The organism is Bradyrhizobium sediminis, from assembly GCF_018736085.1.
Lineage (GTDB): Bacteria > Pseudomonadota > Alphaproteobacteria > Rhizobiales > Xanthobacteraceae > Bradyrhizobium > Bradyrhizobium sediminis.
Genome location: NZ_CP076134.1, coordinates 4,238,111 through 4,255,818, shown reverse-complemented (window position 1 = coordinate 4,255,818; position 17,708 = coordinate 4,238,111). Strand labels below are relative to the sequence as shown.

Annotated in this window: 19 protein-coding genes; 15 read left to right on the top strand and 4 right to left on the bottom strand. The window is 58.8% G+C overall.

Annotated elements, in window-relative coordinates; all coding sequences use genetic code 11:
• The first annotated feature begins 691 nt into the window (after positions 1 to 691).
• Together KMZ29_RS20435 and KMZ29_RS20430 are read left to right on the top strand one after the other, a co-directional pair.
• Positions 692 to 1,345, top strand: coding sequence for a BON domain-containing protein (locus KMZ29_RS20435; protein ID WP_215620915.1), 654 nt, complete (start codon positions 692 to 694; stop codon positions 1,343 to 1,345).
• 47 nt (positions 1,346 to 1,392) lie between these two features.
• A complete protein-coding gene (locus KMZ29_RS20430) occupies positions 1,393 to 1,962 on the top strand; it encodes an HPF/RaiA family ribosome-associated protein (protein WP_215620914.1) in 570 nt (189 codons plus the stop codon).
• 82 nt (positions 1,963 to 2,044) lie between these two features.
• Here the strand turns inward: KMZ29_RS20430 and pncA are convergent, their stop codons facing one another.
• Entirely contained in the window at positions 2,045 to 2,683 is a 639-nt protein-coding gene (gene pncA, locus KMZ29_RS20425) for a bifunctional nicotinamidase/pyrazinamidase (RefSeq protein WP_369810145.1), read from the bottom strand.
• Positions 2,684 to 2,768: 85 nt separating this feature from the next.
• Between pncA and polX the strand changes: the two genes are divergently transcribed.
• The gene (gene polX / locus KMZ29_RS20420) at positions 2,769 to 4,538 is read left to right on the top strand and encodes a DNA polymerase/3'-5' exonuclease PolX (protein ID WP_215620913.1); all 1,770 of its coding nucleotides are present in this window, start codon (positions 2,769 to 2,771) and stop codon (positions 4,536 to 4,538) included.
• Between the two features lie 307 nt (positions 4,539 to 4,845).
• On the opposite strand, the gene KMZ29_RS20415 is transcribed toward polX, so the two are convergent.
• A complete protein-coding gene (locus KMZ29_RS20415; RefSeq protein WP_215620912.1) occupies positions 4,846 to 5,055 on the bottom strand; it encodes a ChaB family protein in 210 nt (69 codons plus the stop codon).
• A 36-nt stretch (positions 5,056 to 5,091) separates the two neighbouring features.
• On the bottom strand, positions 5,092 to 5,514 hold the full coding sequence (locus tag KMZ29_RS20410; protein WP_215620911.1) for a DUF3775 domain-containing protein: 423 nt from the start codon (positions 5,512 to 5,514) through the stop codon (positions 5,092 to 5,094).
• A gap of 191 nt (positions 5,515 to 5,705) precedes the next feature.
• Here KMZ29_RS20410 and KMZ29_RS20405 point away from each other — a divergent pair, with 191 nt between their 5' ends.
• Together KMZ29_RS20405 and KMZ29_RS20400 are read left to right on the top strand one after the other, a co-directional pair.
• Entirely contained in the window at positions 5,706 to 7,052 is a 1,347-nt protein-coding gene (locus KMZ29_RS20405; protein WP_215620910.1) for a nicotinate phosphoribosyltransferase, read from the top strand.
• Positions 7,053 to 7,180: 128 nt separating this feature from the next.
• Positions 7,181 to 8,002, top strand: a complete 822-nt coding sequence (locus tag KMZ29_RS20400) for a universal stress protein (RefSeq protein WP_215620909.1) — start codon at positions 7,181 to 7,183, stop codon at positions 8,000 to 8,002.
• A 144-nt stretch (positions 8,003 to 8,146) separates the two neighbouring features.
• Here KMZ29_RS20400 and KMZ29_RS20395 read toward each other — a convergent pair whose 3' ends face one another.
• On the bottom strand, positions 8,147 to 8,452 hold the full coding sequence (locus tag KMZ29_RS20395) for a CBS domain-containing protein (RefSeq protein WP_215620908.1): 306 nt from the start codon (positions 8,450 to 8,452) through the stop codon (positions 8,147 to 8,149).
• Positions 8,453 to 8,845: 393 nt separating this feature from the next.
• Here KMZ29_RS20395 and KMZ29_RS20390 point away from each other — a divergent pair, with 393 nt between their 5' ends.
• From KMZ29_RS20390 to KMZ29_RS20345, 10 genes are all read left to right on the top strand, one after another.
• Positions 8,846 to 9,325 (top strand): universal stress protein, encoded by a 480-nt coding sequence (locus KMZ29_RS20390; RefSeq protein WP_215620907.1) that lies wholly within the window; start codon positions 8,846 to 8,848, stop codon positions 9,323 to 9,325.
• 77 nt (positions 9,326 to 9,402) lie between these two features.
• Positions 9,403 to 9,942: a THUMP domain-containing protein gene (locus tag KMZ29_RS20385; protein WP_215620906.1), complete on the top strand. Its 540-nt coding sequence runs from the start codon at positions 9,403 to 9,405 to the stop codon at positions 9,940 to 9,942.
• A 945-nt stretch (positions 9,943 to 10,887) separates the two neighbouring features.
• Positions 10,888 to 11,358 (top strand): aminoacyl-tRNA deacylase, encoded by a 471-nt coding sequence (locus KMZ29_RS20380; protein WP_215620905.1) that lies wholly within the window; start codon positions 10,888 to 10,890, stop codon positions 11,356 to 11,358.
• A gap of 189 nt (positions 11,359 to 11,547) precedes the next feature.
• Positions 11,548 to 11,916 (top strand): hypothetical protein, encoded by a 369-nt coding sequence (locus tag KMZ29_RS20375; protein ID WP_215620904.1) that lies wholly within the window; start codon positions 11,548 to 11,550, stop codon positions 11,914 to 11,916.
• Positions 11,917 to 12,362: 446 nt separating this feature from the next.
• A complete protein-coding gene (locus KMZ29_RS20370) occupies positions 12,363 to 13,580 on the top strand; it encodes a thiamine pyrophosphate-dependent dehydrogenase E1 component subunit alpha (protein WP_215620903.1) in 1,218 nt (405 codons plus the stop codon).
• Positions 13,581 to 13,648: 68 nt separating this feature from the next.
• Complete coding sequence (locus KMZ29_RS20365) at positions 13,649 to 14,620, top strand: alpha-ketoacid dehydrogenase subunit beta (RefSeq protein ID WP_215620902.1); 972 nt, start codon at positions 13,649 to 13,651, stop codon at positions 14,618 to 14,620.
• 67 nt (positions 14,621 to 14,687) lie between these two features.
• The gene (locus KMZ29_RS20360) at positions 14,688 to 14,987 is read left to right on the top strand and encodes a YgiT-type zinc finger protein (protein WP_215620901.1); all 300 of its coding nucleotides are present in this window, start codon (positions 14,688 to 14,690) and stop codon (positions 14,985 to 14,987) included.
• On the top strand, positions 14,984 to 15,550 hold the full coding sequence (locus tag KMZ29_RS20355; protein WP_215620900.1) for a hypothetical protein: 567 nt from the start codon (positions 14,984 to 14,986) through the stop codon (positions 15,548 to 15,550). The genes KMZ29_RS20360 and KMZ29_RS20355 overlap by 4 nt, the downstream gene beginning before the upstream one ends.
• 110 nt (positions 15,551 to 15,660) lie before the next feature.
• On the top strand, positions 15,661 to 16,212 hold the full coding sequence (locus KMZ29_RS20350) for a hypothetical protein (RefSeq protein ID WP_215620899.1): 552 nt from the start codon (positions 15,661 to 15,663) through the stop codon (positions 16,210 to 16,212).
• 30 nt (positions 16,213 to 16,242) lie between these two features.
• Positions 16,243 to 17,703: an MBOAT family O-acyltransferase gene (locus tag KMZ29_RS20345; RefSeq protein WP_215620898.1), complete on the top strand. Its 1,461-nt coding sequence runs from the start codon at positions 16,243 to 16,245 to the stop codon at positions 17,701 to 17,703.
• The last annotated feature ends 5 nt before the right edge of the window (positions 17,704 to 17,708 follow it).

Below are 17,708 nucleotides of genomic sequence, written 5' to 3'. Positions count from 1 at the left end.
TTCGGGGAAGGGGAGGGGGCAGATGGAGGCGACGCCGTATTCGAAATTGCGGTCAGCTGGAGGTCCGGCCAGAAAGTCCGCGCCTCTTGCTTTTCAAGATCGTCGAGCGCCTTCAGCCCCAGCGGACCATCGGGAAGGTGCGGCGGCATCGCCTTCGGGCCACACTGATGCTTGTCCGATGTCCGCGACTGTCGGTCGCAGCGACATGATCGCCAGTCACGATCCTCAAGGTGCCGTGAGCACTTTGACTGCTGCGGTTCGATGTGAAGTGCCCGCCCGGCATTTACAGACCCATCGGAGCGACCAGAAACATCTGGATCCCGGCAGGCATCTTTTTACCTCCTGTTGAGAGCATTTTTGACCATCGATTGCGCGGGCGGCCGAGCTGATTTTTGTCAACTCCGGTGGTTCCCTCGCGCGCATACTAAGCCGGCTGCTCGAATTCTTCAGGCGCTTCAAGCCGTCCTTCGGCCATTGCATTGCCGGCGATGAAGTCTGGAACGGGCGCCCCCCGAAACGTAAGCGCCGCGGAAAGGTGACGCCGGATCACATGGAGCAACAGCGGCGCAAATTGTGAGGCACAATATTCGCCGGAACAAGCCCACCTCTCCCGTGCCTGAACTGTATTGATCTGCATCAACAAGCCCACCGACAAGGTTAGGCAATCTTATAACTATTCAGGAGGCAGATCATGAACGAATTGAAACTGCGTGACGATATCCTGGACGAACTCGGTTATGAACCCATCGTTGATGCAGCTCATATCGGCGTGGCCGTAGATCAGGATGTTGTAACGCTTACCGGACACGTCGCCAGCTATGCGCAGAAGCTCGCGGCAATATCCGCGGTGCGCCGGGTAAAGGGCGTGCATGGAATCGCGGACGAGATCGAAGTTCGCTACTCTTCGGATGCGAAGGCGACTGACGATGAGATCGCCAGACGCGCGATCAACGTGCTGTCCTGGGACAGCGTCGTTCCGAGTAATGCAATCCAGGTCACGGTGCGGGACGGGCTGGTAACTTTGACCGGAAAAGTCAACTGGTACTATCAAAAGAGCAGCGCCGAGCGCGATGTTCGCAAGCTGTCGGGGGTGCGCAGCATCGTCAACAATATCGAAATTGAGCCGCATGCGAAGGCCGACAACGTAAAAATGAAGATCGAAGCGGCTCTGAAACGGCACGCTGAAATCGAAGCCAAGGACATACGTGTCACCGTTCGAGATGATGATGAAGTCTTGCTTGAAGGCAGGGTTCGCAATTGGGACGAGAAGTTTGCGGTCGAGAACGCGGCTTGGTCGGCGCCCGGTGTGAAGAACGTCAAGGATCGGCTGACGATAGAGTCTTAGCGTCAGCGTCTTGACTGACATCGGCTTCATCCGATGAGGAGAGAGTAATGCAAACGCCAGTTGAAGTAGAATTTCAGGATATGGTTTCCAGCCCTGCGGTCCAGGACATGCTCGCGGAGCATGTGAAGAAGCTTGAACAACTCTTTGGTCGGATTACAGCATGTCGGATCGTCGTTAAAGGTCCCGGGAAACGTCACAAGAGCGGCGGCTTATATGAAATCAATATTCGACTGGCGCTACCGGATGGTCGTGAAGTCGATATCGGGCGGACGCCGAAGGAAGACGAGCGACATTCGGACTTGCCATTTGCAATTAACGATGCGTTCAAGCGGGCAGGCAGGCAACTTCAGGATAGCTCGCGGCGCATGGAGGGAATGGTCAAAAGCCACGAAGGGCAACCCATCGGAACCGTCGTACGACTGGACGCCTCCGGCGAATTCGGATTCCTTCGGTCAAACGATGGCGAGGAGATTTACTTCCATCGCAATAGCGTTCTTGACGGAGCGTTTTCCGAACTGGCCATCGGCTCCCGGGTCGTGTTTGCCGATGAGATCGGCGAAAAGGGCCCACAGGCGACCACAGTAAAGCTGCTCGGAAAACACGGGTTGCGGGTCTGACCGCCTCGTTCGCTGGCGCGGCGTTATGCAGATCCGTTTTCCCAGGAATAGCTCTGCTGCCGTCGTTGATGGAAATCATCAATTACGCGAAGTCGCCGGCGGCGATGGCCTGGATGCCAAGATTTTGCAAAGCGGATCGCGCTGCTTCCGCCGATCCGTCGACATCGATGCTGCGGCAAGCATCCTCGATCACGAAGACGGAAAAGCCGGCGCGTTGTGCGTCCTCGGCTGAGTAGCGGACGCAGAAGTCGAACGCCAGCCCGGCGAGAAAAACACGTGTCAGCGAGCGCTCCCGCAAATATCCGATAAGACCGGTCGGTGTCTGACGGTCATTCTCGTAAAACGCCGAGTATGAATCGATCGTGCGATGAAACCCCTTGCGCAGGATCATCGTGGCTTGCGGAACGCATAGCGATTCGTGAAATTGAGCTCCTGACGTTCCCTGCACGCAATGGTCCGGCCAAAGGATCTGAGGACCATAAGGGGCGGCAATGATGTCGTTTGGTTGCTTTCCCGGATGCATTGAAGCAAACGAAAAGTGGTTGTGCGGGTGCCAGTCCTGGGTGACAACTATGCTTGCAAAGCGCCCGGCAAGCCGATTTATGACGGGCACCACGTCGCTGCCGCCTGGCACTGGAAGGCGACCTCCGGAACAAAAATCATTCTGGACATCGACCACGATCAATACGTCGGTATCGCCTGCGATCATATGAGCGCCCATCTCTGCGGCTCCAGTTTCGCTAGTAGGACTATTGGTGTCCTTGAGGAACTGGCCCTGATCTGAATCAATTCCGGCTTGTCGAGCCATGCGATATTTCCTTGGCAAAATCCGGCTGTTGTGGGTCTTCGACATGCCCGTGCAGAACGCGGAAATCGCCGCTATGTTCGACCAGGCCGCCGAACTCCTTGAGATCGGGGGAGAGAACCAGTTTCGCGTGCGCGCCTACCGCCGCGCCGCGCGCGTCATCGAGGGCCTGCCGAAAGCGGCCGGAAGCTTGCTGAAATCCGGACGCGATCTGTCGGAGCTGCCGGGGATCGGCAAGGATCTCGCCGGCAAGATTGCCGATATCGTCAAGACCGGGCATTTCGGCCTGCTCGACACGCTGAAAAGGAAACTCCCCGGCGAACTCGGCGATATGGCGGCTCTTCCCGGACTCGGACCGAAGCGTATCAAGCTGCTCTATGACAAGATGAAAGTGCGAACCCTCAGCGACCTTCGTCAGGCCATCAAAACAGGACGGTTGCGCGAGCTTCGCGGGTTTGGCCCTGTGATCGAGAAGAAACTGCTCGATGCGCTTGAGAAGCCGCAGCCTGCAAGGCGGTTCAAGCTTTCGGTGGCCGAAGCTGAAGCTGAAGCCTTGGTCGGCTTTCTCCGCGGTAGCGGACGCGTCGTCGTCGCCGGAAGCTATCGGCGGCGCCGCGACACCGTCGGCGATCTTGACGTGCTGGTGACCGCGAAGGACGGTGCCGCGGTTGGCGACAGGCTGGCGAAGTATGAAAATGTCGCGCAGGTCGTCGCTCACGGACCGACGCGCACCACCGTGATGCTGCGCTCCGGCCTGCAGGTCGATGTCCGTGCGGTCCGCGAGGAAAGCTATGGCGCAGCACTTCTGTATTTCACGGGTTCGAAAGCCCACAACATCGCGCTACGCGGGCTCGCCAACCAGCACGGATGGAAGCTGAACGAATACGGATTATTCTCAGGCAAGCGGCGGATTGCCGGTGCCACGGAGGAGGATGTCTACGAGAAGCTCAAGCTCGCATACATCGTGCCGGAGTTGCGCGAGGACCGCGGGGAGATTGCGGCGGCCCAGGCCGGCAAGCTGCCCAGGCTTGTGAAGCTTTCCGATGTCAGAGGTGACCTTCACGTGCACTCCGACTGGACCGATGGCACCGTCACCATCGCTGAAATGGCGGCGGCGGCGCAGGCGCGCGGTTATGAATACATCGCCCTGACCGACCACAGCCGCCGGGTTGCCATGACGCACGGTCTCGATCCGGCGCGCCTGGCACGCCAGATCCACGAAATCGACCGGCTCAATGAAAGACTCAAGAATTTCACGATTCTCAAGGGTATCGAGGTCGATATACTCCGGGACGGTAGTCTTGATCTGCCGGAGTCAAGCCTGGCGAAGCTGGACATCGTGGTGGCCGCGGTGCATTCGCATTTCGATCTGCCGCGGCAGGCGCAGACCGAGCGCGTCGTCCGTGCCCTGGAGAACCGTCATGTGTCCATTCTGGCGCATCCGACCGGGCGATTGATCGGCGAGCGCGAGCCTTACGACATCGATATGGATCGCGTGATTTCGACGGCGCGCAAGACCGGCTGTTACCTCGAGATCAATGCGGAGCCGGATCGCCTGGATTTGCACGATCTGCATGCTCGCGCGGCGAAGCTCGCCGGGGTGAAGCTGGCGGTCTCGACGGATGCGCACTCCGTAGATGCATATCAGTGCATGCGGTTCGGGATCGATCAGGCGCGACGCGCCTGGCTCACGGTAAACGATGTGCTCAATACCCGGCCACTTGCCGAATTGCGCAAGCTGCTGAAGCGTCGAGCCTCCGTCCGGGGTTGACGTTTTGAACGCGCGCGGGGGAGGGTGTTGGGTCCCGTCAAAAATCTATTATATTCAATTGGTTAGGAGGCTCTTTTTGAATAAGGGAGGCGCGTCGTGATGGGAAATCAGACTTGGTCGCCTTCCGCCGTCGGACCGATTGCACGCCGCCATCTGCGGTTATTCGTCTTGAACGGAGCCGACGATCTCGGGCGCGATATCAGCAAGCTGCTGGCGCGTCCCCTCAGCGCCCATGAGCCATTCTGAGGTGCTTCCCAAGCCGACCGGCTTCGATCCCCTGAATCCAGGTGAACAGCCGCGACCTATTCTATTCTATCGACACCCAGCGATCGCCATCCTTGACGTAGGTCCGCTTGACGGCCGCCCAGGCGGTGCGGTGAGCGATCTCTTCCTGCCGAATGTCCCCCGCATGGGCTGCGAAGGCATGGTTGAACGCGGCACGATAGATGTCCTGCGCATGCGGCGGAAGGTGGTCGCGGACCGATGCGGGAAGATCGGTATTGGCGCGGTATGGCATGGGTTTCCCCCAAATGAAGCAACGAAGGTGTGTCTGTCAGAACAGATCTGCTTCGACTTCTTCTGATGAATGACCGAATTTCGAGAGCGCCTCTTCTTCCAGATGATCGGCTAGCATCGGCATTCCCAACGGATACGCGGCTGTTCGCTTATTGTGCGCACGGGCGGCCTCGGCGCGAAGTTCGTCCCAACTTTCGATATCTCCGTCGCCGCGTCCGAGCCAGGTGAGGGCAACAAGATCGGTCTGCTCGTCGTTGTTCAAATCGTGGATAAAGCTTACCAGTTCAGTGCGAACCGGATCATCCGTTCGGTTCTCCAGCACTGAACGCGTGCCGTTATCGCTGGCATTGGAGCCGGAGTCCGGGTCGGTGACGCCGTCCTTGGCGTCGAATTGGCGAGCCTTGGCGATGATGAAGTACGCTTTTCCCGGCGAAATCGACAGATCTGGGAGCTCGGCCATCGTACGCCTCACGAAAATTTAAGAGACATCCCCCTTATGAGCGCAACCAACGAATCCAGGCTTGAGCGAGATCAAGTGATCAGGAACCTGGTGCACGGCAATATACTCTTCGCAGTAGGACTTCCATCCTTTCGGAAGGACAATGAAGTAACCCGGCGTTTGATGCTGCCACCTCGTATGGGATTGGCCACATGTATCCTGCGACAAGCCCTCTGCTGACCGATTTGTATCAACTGAACATGGTTCAGGCGTATCTGGACCATGGTCAAATGGATACAGCTGTATTCGAGTTCTTCGTGCGTCGGCTGCCGGCTCGAAGGGGCTTCCTCATGGCGGCAGGGCTGGAGCAGGCCCTCGATTTTCTCGAGAACCTGCAATTCTCCAGCGAGGAGATTGATTGGCTCCGTAAGAACTATCGGTTCACGGATGGATTCCTTGATTACCTCGCGCGCCTGCGCTTTACCGGCGATGTCGATGCCATGCCGGAAGGCACGATTTTCTTCGCCAACGAACCAATCATTCGCGTGACCGCGCCGCTTCCGGAGGCGCAATTGGTCGAGACTCGTCTTATCAACATCCTCCACTTTCAATCGGTGGTCGCCTCCAAGGCGGCGCGAATGGTCCTTGCAGCACCGGGTAAGCAACTGATCGATTTCGGATTGCGGCGAGCACATGGAGCGGAGGCCGGGCTGATGGCCGCGCGCGCCAGCTATCTGGCGGGATTTGACGGAACGGCCACCGTGCTTGCACGGGAATACTTCGGAATTCCGGTCTTCGGAACGATGGCTCACTCCTTCATCCAGGCACATGACGATGAAACATCGGCCTTTTTGGAGTTTGCGCGCTCGCGACCAGACAATCTCGTCTTGCTGATCGACACCTACGATACCGAAGCCGCAGCCCGAAAAGTCGTCACACTGGCGCCTCGCCTGAAGAAGGAAGGCATTGCCGTGCGCGGAGTCCGTCTCGACAGCGGCGATCTGATCGTGTTGTCGAAGGCTGTCCGGCGCATTCTGGACGATGGAGGTTTGCATGACGTGACCATATTTGCGAGTGGGGGGCTCGACGAAGACGAACTTGCAAAGATGATGGATGCGAATGCTCCGATTGATGGCTTTGGAATCGGTACCAGCCTGACGACATCCTCCGACGCGCCGGCGTTCGATTGCGCCTACAAGCTTCAGGAATATGCCGGCATAGCGCGACGCAAACGATCTGTTGGAAAGGCCACGTGGCCTGGTCGCAAGCAGGTCTGGCGCAGCTTTGGTGACGACGGATGCATGACCGGCGACGTATTGGCTCTCGATCATGATCGACAAGCGGGCGAACCACTGTTGGTACCCGTCATGCGTCATGGCCGACGCCTTGCTGCGCCTTCGACACTAGCCGATATCCGGAAGAGGGCGGCGCAAGGCCTTGCCCAGTTGCCCTGGTCGTTGCGCCACCTGAGTGACGGAACAATGCTCCCGGTCACTGTAGCGCCGGGACTGATAGCGCTCGCGGAGGAAGTCGATCGCCGATGTGCAGCCATGATGTGACGAGCGATGCGACGATCTTCATTACCTGGAGGCGCCCATCTCTTCGAATGACTCGAACCTTGATGTGAGTCAAAGGTGTCCCTGCGGGACGTGGCTCAATGTTTTATCGTCGCACGCGGGGAGCCACCATGTCCTATGCAACGCTGATGGTTTGCGTCAATGTCGATCACGTCTCGAAAACGCTTGTCGGCGTCGCCGCAGGCCTCACAGACAAGTTCTCGGCAAAGCTGATCGGATTATCGGCTCTTGCGATCACGCCGCCATTTGTTGCGGAGGGAGTGGTGATCGTCGACAATGCGTCGGAATCCGATGTCGCACAGGTGAAGACAAGACTGGCTGAGGCCGAAGACAAGTTCCGTGCATTTGCGGGAGCTGGCCGTGAGGTTGAGTGGCGATCGGCGCTCGAGATCCCCACGGATGCCCTGATTAGGGAAGCGCGATGTGCGGATCTGATCGTGTTCGAAAAAAGCAGCCGTTCGATAGATTTTTATAGGGTAGCCGATAGCGGGGCGGCAATTCTGGGGGCAGGGCGCCCCTTCCTGATAGTGCCGGGGTCAGTGAAATCGCTCACCGCGGACCATGTAGTGGTTGGATGGAAGGATACCCGTGAGGCGCGGCGGGCAATTCAGGACGCGCTGCCATTCCTGCATGAGGCGAAGCGCGTAATGGTCGTCGAAATCTGCGAGAATGATCAAAAGGAGGCTGCGCGTCATCATGTCGATGATGTCGTGCTCTACCTGGCGCGGCACAGAATAAAGGCCGAAGGTCGGGTCGAAAAGCAGTTGCCGGGATCAAGTGCCGATCAGATCATCGGGTTCGCCGAGGACGAGGGAGCTGACCTGCTTGTGACCGGGGCGTACGGACACAGCCGGCTTAACGAATGGATCTTCGGTGGAATGACCCACGATCTCCTGGCGTCAAGCCCGATCTGCTGCCTGATGTCTCATTGACGGGCGCTTGTGCTCTCAAGTAGCTGGCAGAGGAAGAGCAAAAAAGAACGCTCTCCGAAAGAAGGAAAAAGAGTGGGTTGTACTCAGCTCGCCCAGGCGCGGTGGGCCGACTAGACGTGATGCCCCGAAACGGCCCGCAACATTTCACCCGAAAATCTCTTTGCTGACCTCGTGCGAAATGTCGCCGAGGTTCAGCATGCCGATCATGGTCTTGTGGCTATCCGCTACGGGCAGACACGGAGTTGCTGTCTTTCCCATGGTCTCGACTGCGACTTTGATGTCGTCCTCCGGGAGCAACATGCAACGTCCTTCGTCATGACGTTCTTGGCGGGTCATTTTGGCCAGATTACCGCTGTCTGCGAGCGCGCGGCAGGTAGTGTCACGATCGGTGATTGCTCCCACCCAGCCGACTGTCTGTCTTGACGGGGATCGCGCCGACATCGCTTTCACGCATGCGCTTCGCGATTTCCCTCACGAGCGTGCAGGGTTCGACGCAGGTTGTGCTTTTGTGTATGACGTCTTTGTCTTTCATTTCATCCTCCTCAAAAAACGTCATCGCGTGCGCAGATCGACATTCTTTGATCTGTGTCAAGAACGAAGCATCTCGATAGGAACAGGCTTTAAGCTGCCTTATGCATAAGATCGTTACTAGCAAGAGCCGGACCGCTTTTCGTCCGCAGGTTCGCACCATATTGGAGTTGCGGACGATCGAAGCTGGGCTATTGACGCCAACTCTCGTGGCCAAAAAGGCACGTTGCAGAGAATGTTCGCGCGGGAGATCAACGCTTCGTATGCCGAGTCACCCCAAAATCCGCTCCTGGACCAACTGAATCTGGAGGATGTATGCATCGACATATTCTGATCCCGACTGACGGCTCGGAGCTGTCACAAAATGCAATCGACTATGGCATGGCTTTAGCGAAGTCGGTCAATGCCAAAGTGACGGCACTGACCGTATCGACGCCATTTCCCACGTTCGCGGTTGAGCCGGGTATGGTCATCGATACGCCGGAACAATACGGGAAGCGCATGGCGACACTTGCTGCAAAATACCTCAAGGTCGCGAAGGAGGCCGCAGCGGCAGCCGGTGTGAGCTGCGAGACGATGCACATCGAGCACGATCAGCCATACCTGGCCATCATCGAGACGGCAGCACGAAGATCGTGCGATCTGATTGTCATGGCTTCGCATGGCCGGCGCGGGATTTCCGCGATCGTGCTTGGGAGCGAAACCGTCAAGGTGCTGACACACAGCACCATCCCGGTTCTAGTCTTTCGCGCGCCGCACCAGGGAATCTTCACGGCGCTGGCGTCGTTGACCTGACGGATATTTTGGACCAGCGGGCTAGGACTACTGCATCGCTGCGATCCAATCCAGATCGAGGCTTTCCGGGGCTGGGCGTGAAAGACTGGAACATCATTGTCACGATCTACCAGGAGGGTTTCAGGCGGGCGCTCCGCGCCTTGCAGGACGTTGGGCAAGCCGAGCGCGGTCCGTACCACAATGTGCTGGTGATGAAAGCTGACGATCCGATGGCGGTTCTCGAGTCCGTCGAGCGTCTGACCGAGGAACGCCCGGCGCTCTACGATGCGATCGCGCGGGTGGCGCCGGCGATGCGGGCGTTCGATTTTTCATCTGCGGAGAACTTCAAGGACAATGCGAGATCCATCGTGCTCGAATGGCTACCGAGCCTGGCTGGAAAGTCATTTCACGCGCGCCTGCATCAGCGCGGGCCCAAACTTGGACTGCACACGCCGGATGTCGAACGGTTCTTGAACGATGTCATCATCGAGGCCACGGCCAAGGCCGGGCGACCGGGTCGGATATCGTTCACGGACCCGGATGCGGTGATAGTGATCGACACCGTCGATGATCGGGCCGGGCTCGCCATGTGGGCTCGCGAGGATATCGCTCGCCATCGCTTGCTGAGGCCGGACTAGTGCCGGTCGCCACAAGGGCTTCGATGCCGATGGCGTGGTCGCCCTGATCTCAAACGCGGTCCTTGGGCCCAGGCAGTTGTGACCAATCGAGTCCAAGTTCTTCGCAAGCCCGGCGCGTAACGCGCGGATCAAGGATACGTTGCGAGCCACCGAGAGGAACCTCAGCCTTTCGGCCTTCCCGGTGCACCGTGACCATTACGTGACCTTTGCCCCGCTCTCCATGACCATGGCGATCGAAGCGGCACCCTTGCTCGGCTAACCATTTTCGGAACGTTGCGCTCTCCATTTTTGCACTCCTGTCCTCCCGTTGCGATTGCCAAAACACATTATCGCAACATTTTCCATCGGCCTTGTGCGAGATCAATCCCCGTTGGTGACTTTAAAACCAAAGGCAGATCAGCCGTTTAGGAGGGAAATTCGACACAGTGCCGAGTGCATTGGGTCACGACGCAAACAAGGCGAATGCGGAAGCGGCCAGGCCAAGGATGATGTCGTGCGTGAGGAAGATGATAGTCGTATCTAATCCGACGCGCAGGTGCTGCGATGCGTCGGATCATGCAAAATGGATAGTTCCGAAAAGGACGAGACTGTCTGGTACGTGGTATTTGACGCAATGGTGGCACTGTTTGTTGCATCCAACTACTCGTCTCTATCCTTTGGGCGATTGATACCTTGCCGATTCCGCGGCGCATCCGCGCCGAGCTATGATAGGGCTCAAATACCTCCAAGCATTGATCGGTTCGCCAATTCAAACCCCTGTTTTCTGAGCGCCGCTCCGCCCCAGCTCATCCGCCGCGGGCTTCGGCGCCCCGCCCATGCCGCATGCGTTGATGCACATCAATGCGGACGGGCGCGGTTTCCGATCAAGTATCACTTAATCGCTAGGCGCATGCTTCTCATCGAGGGGTTTGATATTTTCAAGTTCGGTTGAGCAGGAGGCGGGCCATGGGCGTTGCAATTACTCTCGCGCAATACCTCGCCGAACGAGGCGTTAAGTACGACGTGGTGGAACATCCGCATGCGGTGACAGCCTCGGAGAGTGCCAAGACGAGCCATATACCGCCCAATCGGCTGGCCAAGGCGGTGGTTCTCAAGGGGGAAGACGGCTTCATGCTCGCGGTATTGCCGGCCTCCGCTCACATCCAGTTCGGCCGACTCCGCAAGCAGCTCGGAGCCGATGTGGATATGGCCAGTGAGGAGCAGATTGAAACGCTGTTTCTCGATTGTGAGCCGGGCGCCGTGCCTGCAATCGGGGCCGCATATGGGCTTAAGGTCATTGTCGACGACAGCTTGGCAAACGAGCCGGAGATTTATCTCGAGGGCGGAGATCACGCCAGCCTGGTTCATATCAGCGGGAGCGCATTTCAGAAGCTTCTGGCTGATGCCCGGCATGCGCGGTTCACTGAATCGCCTTAGACGTCGCTCGCGGCGGAAGAACGCCCAAGCGCACGACCGCGCTGCAGTGCGGCCGTTCGAGACTTTGGCTCGCGAAATCGATCGACTTGACTGCTATGTCATATTGACATGGGTCAAAGTCATGCAGGCGCCTCGGCGTCAGACTTTGCATGCGCACTAACGCCAAAATGTTCCCCGAAGGAGACTGACATGGCCACGCGCAAACAAACGAGATCCTCAAACCGAACGAGGCAGGCGAGGATGCCGATTGCCAATAGGACAACGGCCTCGCCCCGAAAACTCAGCAAACCGCCCCTCAGCGAACCATTTTACGTTGCAGTCGATCGGCAATTGAAGTCCGGACACCAAAACTACGAAGCGGCCGAGAAGGCGGCGCTTGGTATCAAAAAGCGGTATCCGAAGCTTCATGTGACCGTATTTGGCGCCAAAGAACAGCGGCATACTCTCATTGATCAGCCGGGGCTGGCGGGGGCCTCGAACAACAAAAACCGACTTGCCGAGCAAGCACCTCGGAACGCTGTTGCGGGGCGCAAGGCTGCTGCTGGAGGCAGGCCGTGACCGCCGATTATCGGCGCCTCATGACGCAAGCGCTGCGTTACATCGCGGCAAAACTCGGATCGAGCAAGACGTAAGGGAGTTGTCGACCCCGCAAACCGCTTGATCCGCATCAAAGCCGCAGAGGTGGAGTTTGCCTTTCCACCAAGGTACGCCTCGACGAGCGCGTCCTGGCCAATCTGTCTTCATTCTCCCTGCTCTCGTCAGGACCAACAACAGGCAGGCGCTCAATACCAGCTGTTTCCTTTAGGCGCCATTTGGGCGGACGCAATATCAATTCGCTACCATCAGTTTGCGGTGCAGTGGGGCCTGTGAGGTTTCTCTTTCGCGCTTGCGTCATGACGCTTTGATGGGCCGTTGATCTGCGTCAATGACCGCGTCGGAATCGGGACCAGTCTTTTTACCTAGGCGCAGCTGAAAGCGACCTCATCAGATCGGGAGAAAATGCCATGGCTGATCGCAACGACGCGCATTCGCACGATGCGCAACGAAAGTCTCCGTCTGCAAGCCGACGTAACTTCCTTCAGGCGCTCGCAGGCGCAGGCGCCGCGATTTCGTTCAGCAGCAGGATTGCCAACGCGCAGCAGGGTGAGATCGGCTATTGGGCCAAGGATCTCTCCGACGCTCAACTGACCAACATGTTCAGCACGATCCTGAAGATCCGCTGGTACGAGCGAACATTGGTCGACAAGATGCTGACCGATTCCAACTATCGCGGTTACAATCACTTCTATGTCGGTCAGGAGGCGGTGGCGACCGGCGTTTGCGCTGCCTTGAAAAACACCGGCGGCGTCATGGAAGCGGATCTCATCTACAGCACGCATCGGCCGTCCGGCCATGCCATCGCCAAGGGCACCGACATCAAGAAGATGGCGGCAGAGTATGACTTCAGAGCCACCGGCCTGAACAAGGGATACGCCGGCGAGATGCATATCTCCGACAAATCGATCGGGTTCATGGGCGCCGACGGCATGATTGGTCCGGGACCTGTAATCGCGACCGGCTCCGCCTTTGCGATCCGTGCCCGCGGCAGCAAACAGGTCGTCGTCAATTTCGGCGGTGACGGCACTTACGCCACGCCGCATTTTCACAGTGCGATGAATAATGCGGCGTTGCTCAAGCTGCCGTTCATCTACGTTATCGAAAACAACCTTTATCACCAGTATGCGCATTATTCATGGTCGTGTCCGATGAAGGATATCGCGGAAGCCGCGGGAACTTACGGCGTTCCCGGCGTCGTGGTCGACGGACAGGACGTGATGCAGGTCTACAACGCCGCCAAGACCGCGGTTGAGCGGGCGCGGGCCGGCCAAGGCCCGACGCTGATCGAGGCCAAGACTTACCGCTATTACAATCACTGGGGCGCGCCCGGCGCCAAACCAGGCGAACTCGGCGCATTCGGTTACGATCCGCTGGCGATATCGTCGTTCCGGCCCGAGCGGGAGGTGCGCGAATGGATGACTCGTGATCCCGTCGACATCTGCCGAAATACCCTGATCGGCTGGAAGGTGATCGACGCCACCAAAGCCACCGCGATGGAGGCTGCGATCAAGCAGGAGGTTCTCGATGCGGTCGCGTGGGCCGACAAGCAGCCGTTCTGCAAGCCGGAGGACGGCCTCAAGAACGTCTTTGTCGAGGGAAGCGTCGCCGCCCGCCAGTTCGGCTAGGCAAGCGCACAGCAATTCGTCCAGACGTTTGCAGACTCGCACAGCGGATTAGAATTTGGAGAGACACAATGGCACGCAAGAGCTTCATGTACTCGGTCCTTGAGGCGGTTCAATATGAAATGCGTCAGGACAAAAATATGATCTGGATCTTCGAGCTAACTCCACCAGTTGCCTCCAATCCGGGGCGGCCGGTGATCAATCTCGAAACCGAGTTTGGCCGCCTGCGGGTGGCCAACACCGGCATCGACGAAAACTGGATGGCGGGATGCGTGCTGGGCGCCGGGCTCGCCGGCTCGAAAGCCCTGACCTACATTCCCTATCAGGGCGCCTGCATGCCCTTCCAGATGATCCAGAATCATGCCGGCAAGTTGCGGTCGATGACCGGCGGCGATGCTGCAATGCCGGTCGTGTTCATCATGGAGATGACCGGACAGACGGCCGGTTTCGCCGGCCAGCATTCCGACTACGAGATCGACACCTATTACGCGCACATTCCCGGCGTGAAAACGGTCATTCCGTCCACACCGGCAGATGCGAAAGGTATGATGGCCTCGGCGATCCGCGACCCCGATCCCGTCGTGTTTCTGTATGCAGCGGGCCTGCGCGAACTGGTCGAGGAAGTTCCGGATGAACAATATCTGACGCCGCTTAACAAGGCCGTTGTGCGCACCACCGGCAGCGACCTTACCATCGTCAGCTCCGGCGCCGGCATGCCGGATGTGCTCGATGCCACGGAGAAGTTGCAGAAGGCAGGGATGAAGGTCGAGGCCATTGATCTGCGCTGCCTCAAGCCCATGGATACCGAGACCCTCGTCAAGTCGGTGCAGAAGACCAAGCGCCTGCTGACCTTCGATCAATCCTACTACACGTTATGCCCTGGCGCCGAGGTCATCGCCCGCGTGGCGGAGAATGTCGACGGCGCCAAGTATAAGCGCATTGCCTTCCCGGATGCGCCGCCTCCGGCCGCTCCTGAGATGTTCAACTGGATGCGGCCCAATGCCGACCACATCATCGCCGCGGCGAAAAGACTCGTCAGCTGATTTGATTTGCACGGCCGGCAATTCGAGGAATCGGCGGGATCAACCGTCAGCTTCGTGACAGAGGTGAATGATGTCGATAGAATCCAGCGGTGAGCAGCCCGGCGCGGTTTGCCCGGGCTGTGGCGGTTCAGACATCGGCATGGCCCAAGTGCGTTCCGCATTTTTCCACGAAGACCGGCTCGTGGTCGTCGAGGACATTCCCGCGCTGGTCTGCGCGGGCTGCAACGAGCAGTTCTATGACGACCGGACCGTCGTCTGGCTCGACCTGCTTCGTGGCGCTGGTTTCCCAACGGAGCGCGCGCGCGATGAACTGCGTGTTCCGGTGTTCTCGTTTCGCGACTGCCTTATGACTGAGGCGGAGACATGATTGCGCCGGCATGCGCGCGCCGGCTCCTGGTCGCTCTGAGTGTTCTTGCGATCGGGCTTTCGCCGGCGACAGCACAAGAGGACGAGCGATTCATGCCGAGGGGCGGCAAGACGCTGTTTCTCGAGTTGGCGGACACACCTCGCGCCGCTGAACTGCGCGAGATAGCCGGTATCAGCCGCACCGAGGCGGAATGGCGAAGCTTTTTGCTGGAGCGCCACAAGCAGCTTGCCGAGCGGGAAGTCAGCGAACTCGCAGCCTATCTTGCGGTAAACCTTCCGCTTCCAGAAGGGGCGGTTCAGCAAGCCGAGAGCAGCGGCGACATCACCTCGGCTCTGCCGGCGGACGGCCGTGAACTGGCCTGGACACAGTGCCAGTTCTGTCATTCGCTCTTTACCAGCTATCTGACGCAGCAGCGCGACGTGCAGGGCTGGCGCAGCACCTTCCTCTCGCCGTTTCATCGCGGGCTGAAGATGACCGCGCGACAGCGCGAGACCTTCGCTCGTTACTCAGCCATTAACATGCCGATGAAGGCCGACGACGTGCCCGCAGCGCTCCGCTATTGAGGGTGCATGACCAATCATCGAAGAGACTACGGGCACCCGACAGGAATGGGAGACAGGCGATGAGGTCCATTCGAGTATTGCTTTGTGGCGCCCTTATCGTATGCAGCGCCATGCTGGTCAATCCGCTGCTGGCGCAAACCAAGGATGTGTTTGCGTTCATTCCAGCCGGGGGCAGGACCCTGTTTGCGCAGGTGGTCGCGAGCCATCCGCCGGCTGACGACCTGCAGGCGATCCTGACCGGCAAACGTACGCGGGCCGAATGGCTCACCTTTCTCAGAAGCAAGGTGAAGAGCGTGCCGGCGCTTCAGAAATTCAGTGAGCAAGAGCAGATCACGCTGGCAGATTACCTGTCGTTCAACATGCCGCTGGCGTCGGGGCAGGGGCCTGCGGATCTGGCCAAGGCTGACCTGGAGAAGGCCCTGCCGCCGGACGGGCGCGACTTCGCTCTCGAAAAATGTCAGGGCTGTCACATCATCACGGTCGTGATTACCCAGGTTCGACCCGTGCCGGCCTGGCTGGGGACCATGAACAAGCCCAGCCATGCACGGATCAAGCTGTCACCTGAGCAGCGCGAGGCGTTGGCCAGCTATCTTGTGCTCAACGGCGGGATTCCGATCGATGACGTGCCCGAGGAACTGCGGGCGGGCGGCGCGTCGTATTGAGGTGATCGAGACAGCATAAGGCTGGAGCAAATGCTGTTCACATCACTTGGATTCTTCGCGTTCCTGCCTCTGGTCTGGTTGTTGTTCTCGGCGATGCCCGTTACCCAGCGATGGGCGGTCCTGCTGCTGGTCAGCTATCTTTTCTACGGCATCTGGCAGCCGTTCAATCTGGTCTATCTCGGCGTCGTAACGCTGGTGGTCTATGGCTGCGGCTGGGCGCTGGAACGGACGTTGCGTCCGGCTGGCAGGAAAGCGTGGATGGCCATAGGGCTTGTCGCACTGCTCGGCTCGCTGGTCATTTTCAAATTCTATGATTTCATCGCTGGGGAGCTGGAGCGTTCGCTGGCCCCGACATTTCCGATGGCATTGCCGAGACTGGGCGTGAGCACGCCGGTTGGATATTCTTTCTACGCCTTCTCGGCCTCGAGCTATCTGATCGATGTCTACGCGCGGCGGCTCGGCGGAGGCCATCATCCCGGTCGTGTCGCGCTTTATGTCGCCTATTTTCCGAAGATTTTCGCCGGCCCCATCGAACGCGCGACGGCATTTCTGCCGCAACTGGTCGCGGGCCTGCGCGCGGACCCGGGCCGGGCCATTTTGGGGCTTCAACTGATCGGCTGGGGCCTGTTCAAGAAGGTCGTCATTGCCGACAATCTGGCACCGCTGGTCGATCGCAACTTCGGCATTGTGGCGTTTGCCTCGCCGATCGAGCTTTTGGTCAGCGTCTATTTTTTCGCATTCCAGATTTACTGCGATTTCTCCGGCTATACCGACATTGCCATCGGCGTCTCCCTGCTGTTCGGCCTGCAATTGATGGAGAATTTTCGCCGGCCCTATCTGTCGCGCAGTACTGCCGAGTTCTGGGGGGAGCGCTGGCACATCTCGCTCGGGCGCTGGTTTCGCGACTATCTCTACATTCCCCTGGGTGGAAGCCGGTCGGGGCCACTGCGCCGGTATGTCAACATCATGCTGGTGTTCACCGTCAGCGGGCTGTGGCACGCAGGCCTCGGCTATGGGGTGGGGTGGACGTTCGTGATCTGGGGCGCGCTCAACGGCGCGTACCAGTGGGCCGGGCTGGCCACGCGTGGATTGTGGGAGTGGCTCGGCGGATTGCTGCCGGCCCTGCGCCAAAGCGCCGGGCTGACGCTGCTGCGCATCGTCCTGACCTTTCATCTGATCGCGATTTCCTGGATTTTCTTCCGCGCCAGGTCGGTTAACGACGCGCTGATCGTCATTCGGAAGATCGGGACAAACCTGCTAGAGATTCCGTCTTTGGTTATCCAGTATCCCTTCACCTCGGAACACGGCATCGGCTTCGGCCTGATTGCCTGTCTGCTGGCGGTGGAGACGTTCGACGAACGCCGGCCGATTGTGCTGCGCCTGGCCGCGGCGCCGGCGGTCCTGCGTTGGGGCTCCTACTATCTCGTGATCTTTGGTTTGCTGATCCTTGGTCGATGGCAGGCCAAGGAATTCATCTACATGCAGTTTTGACGGGT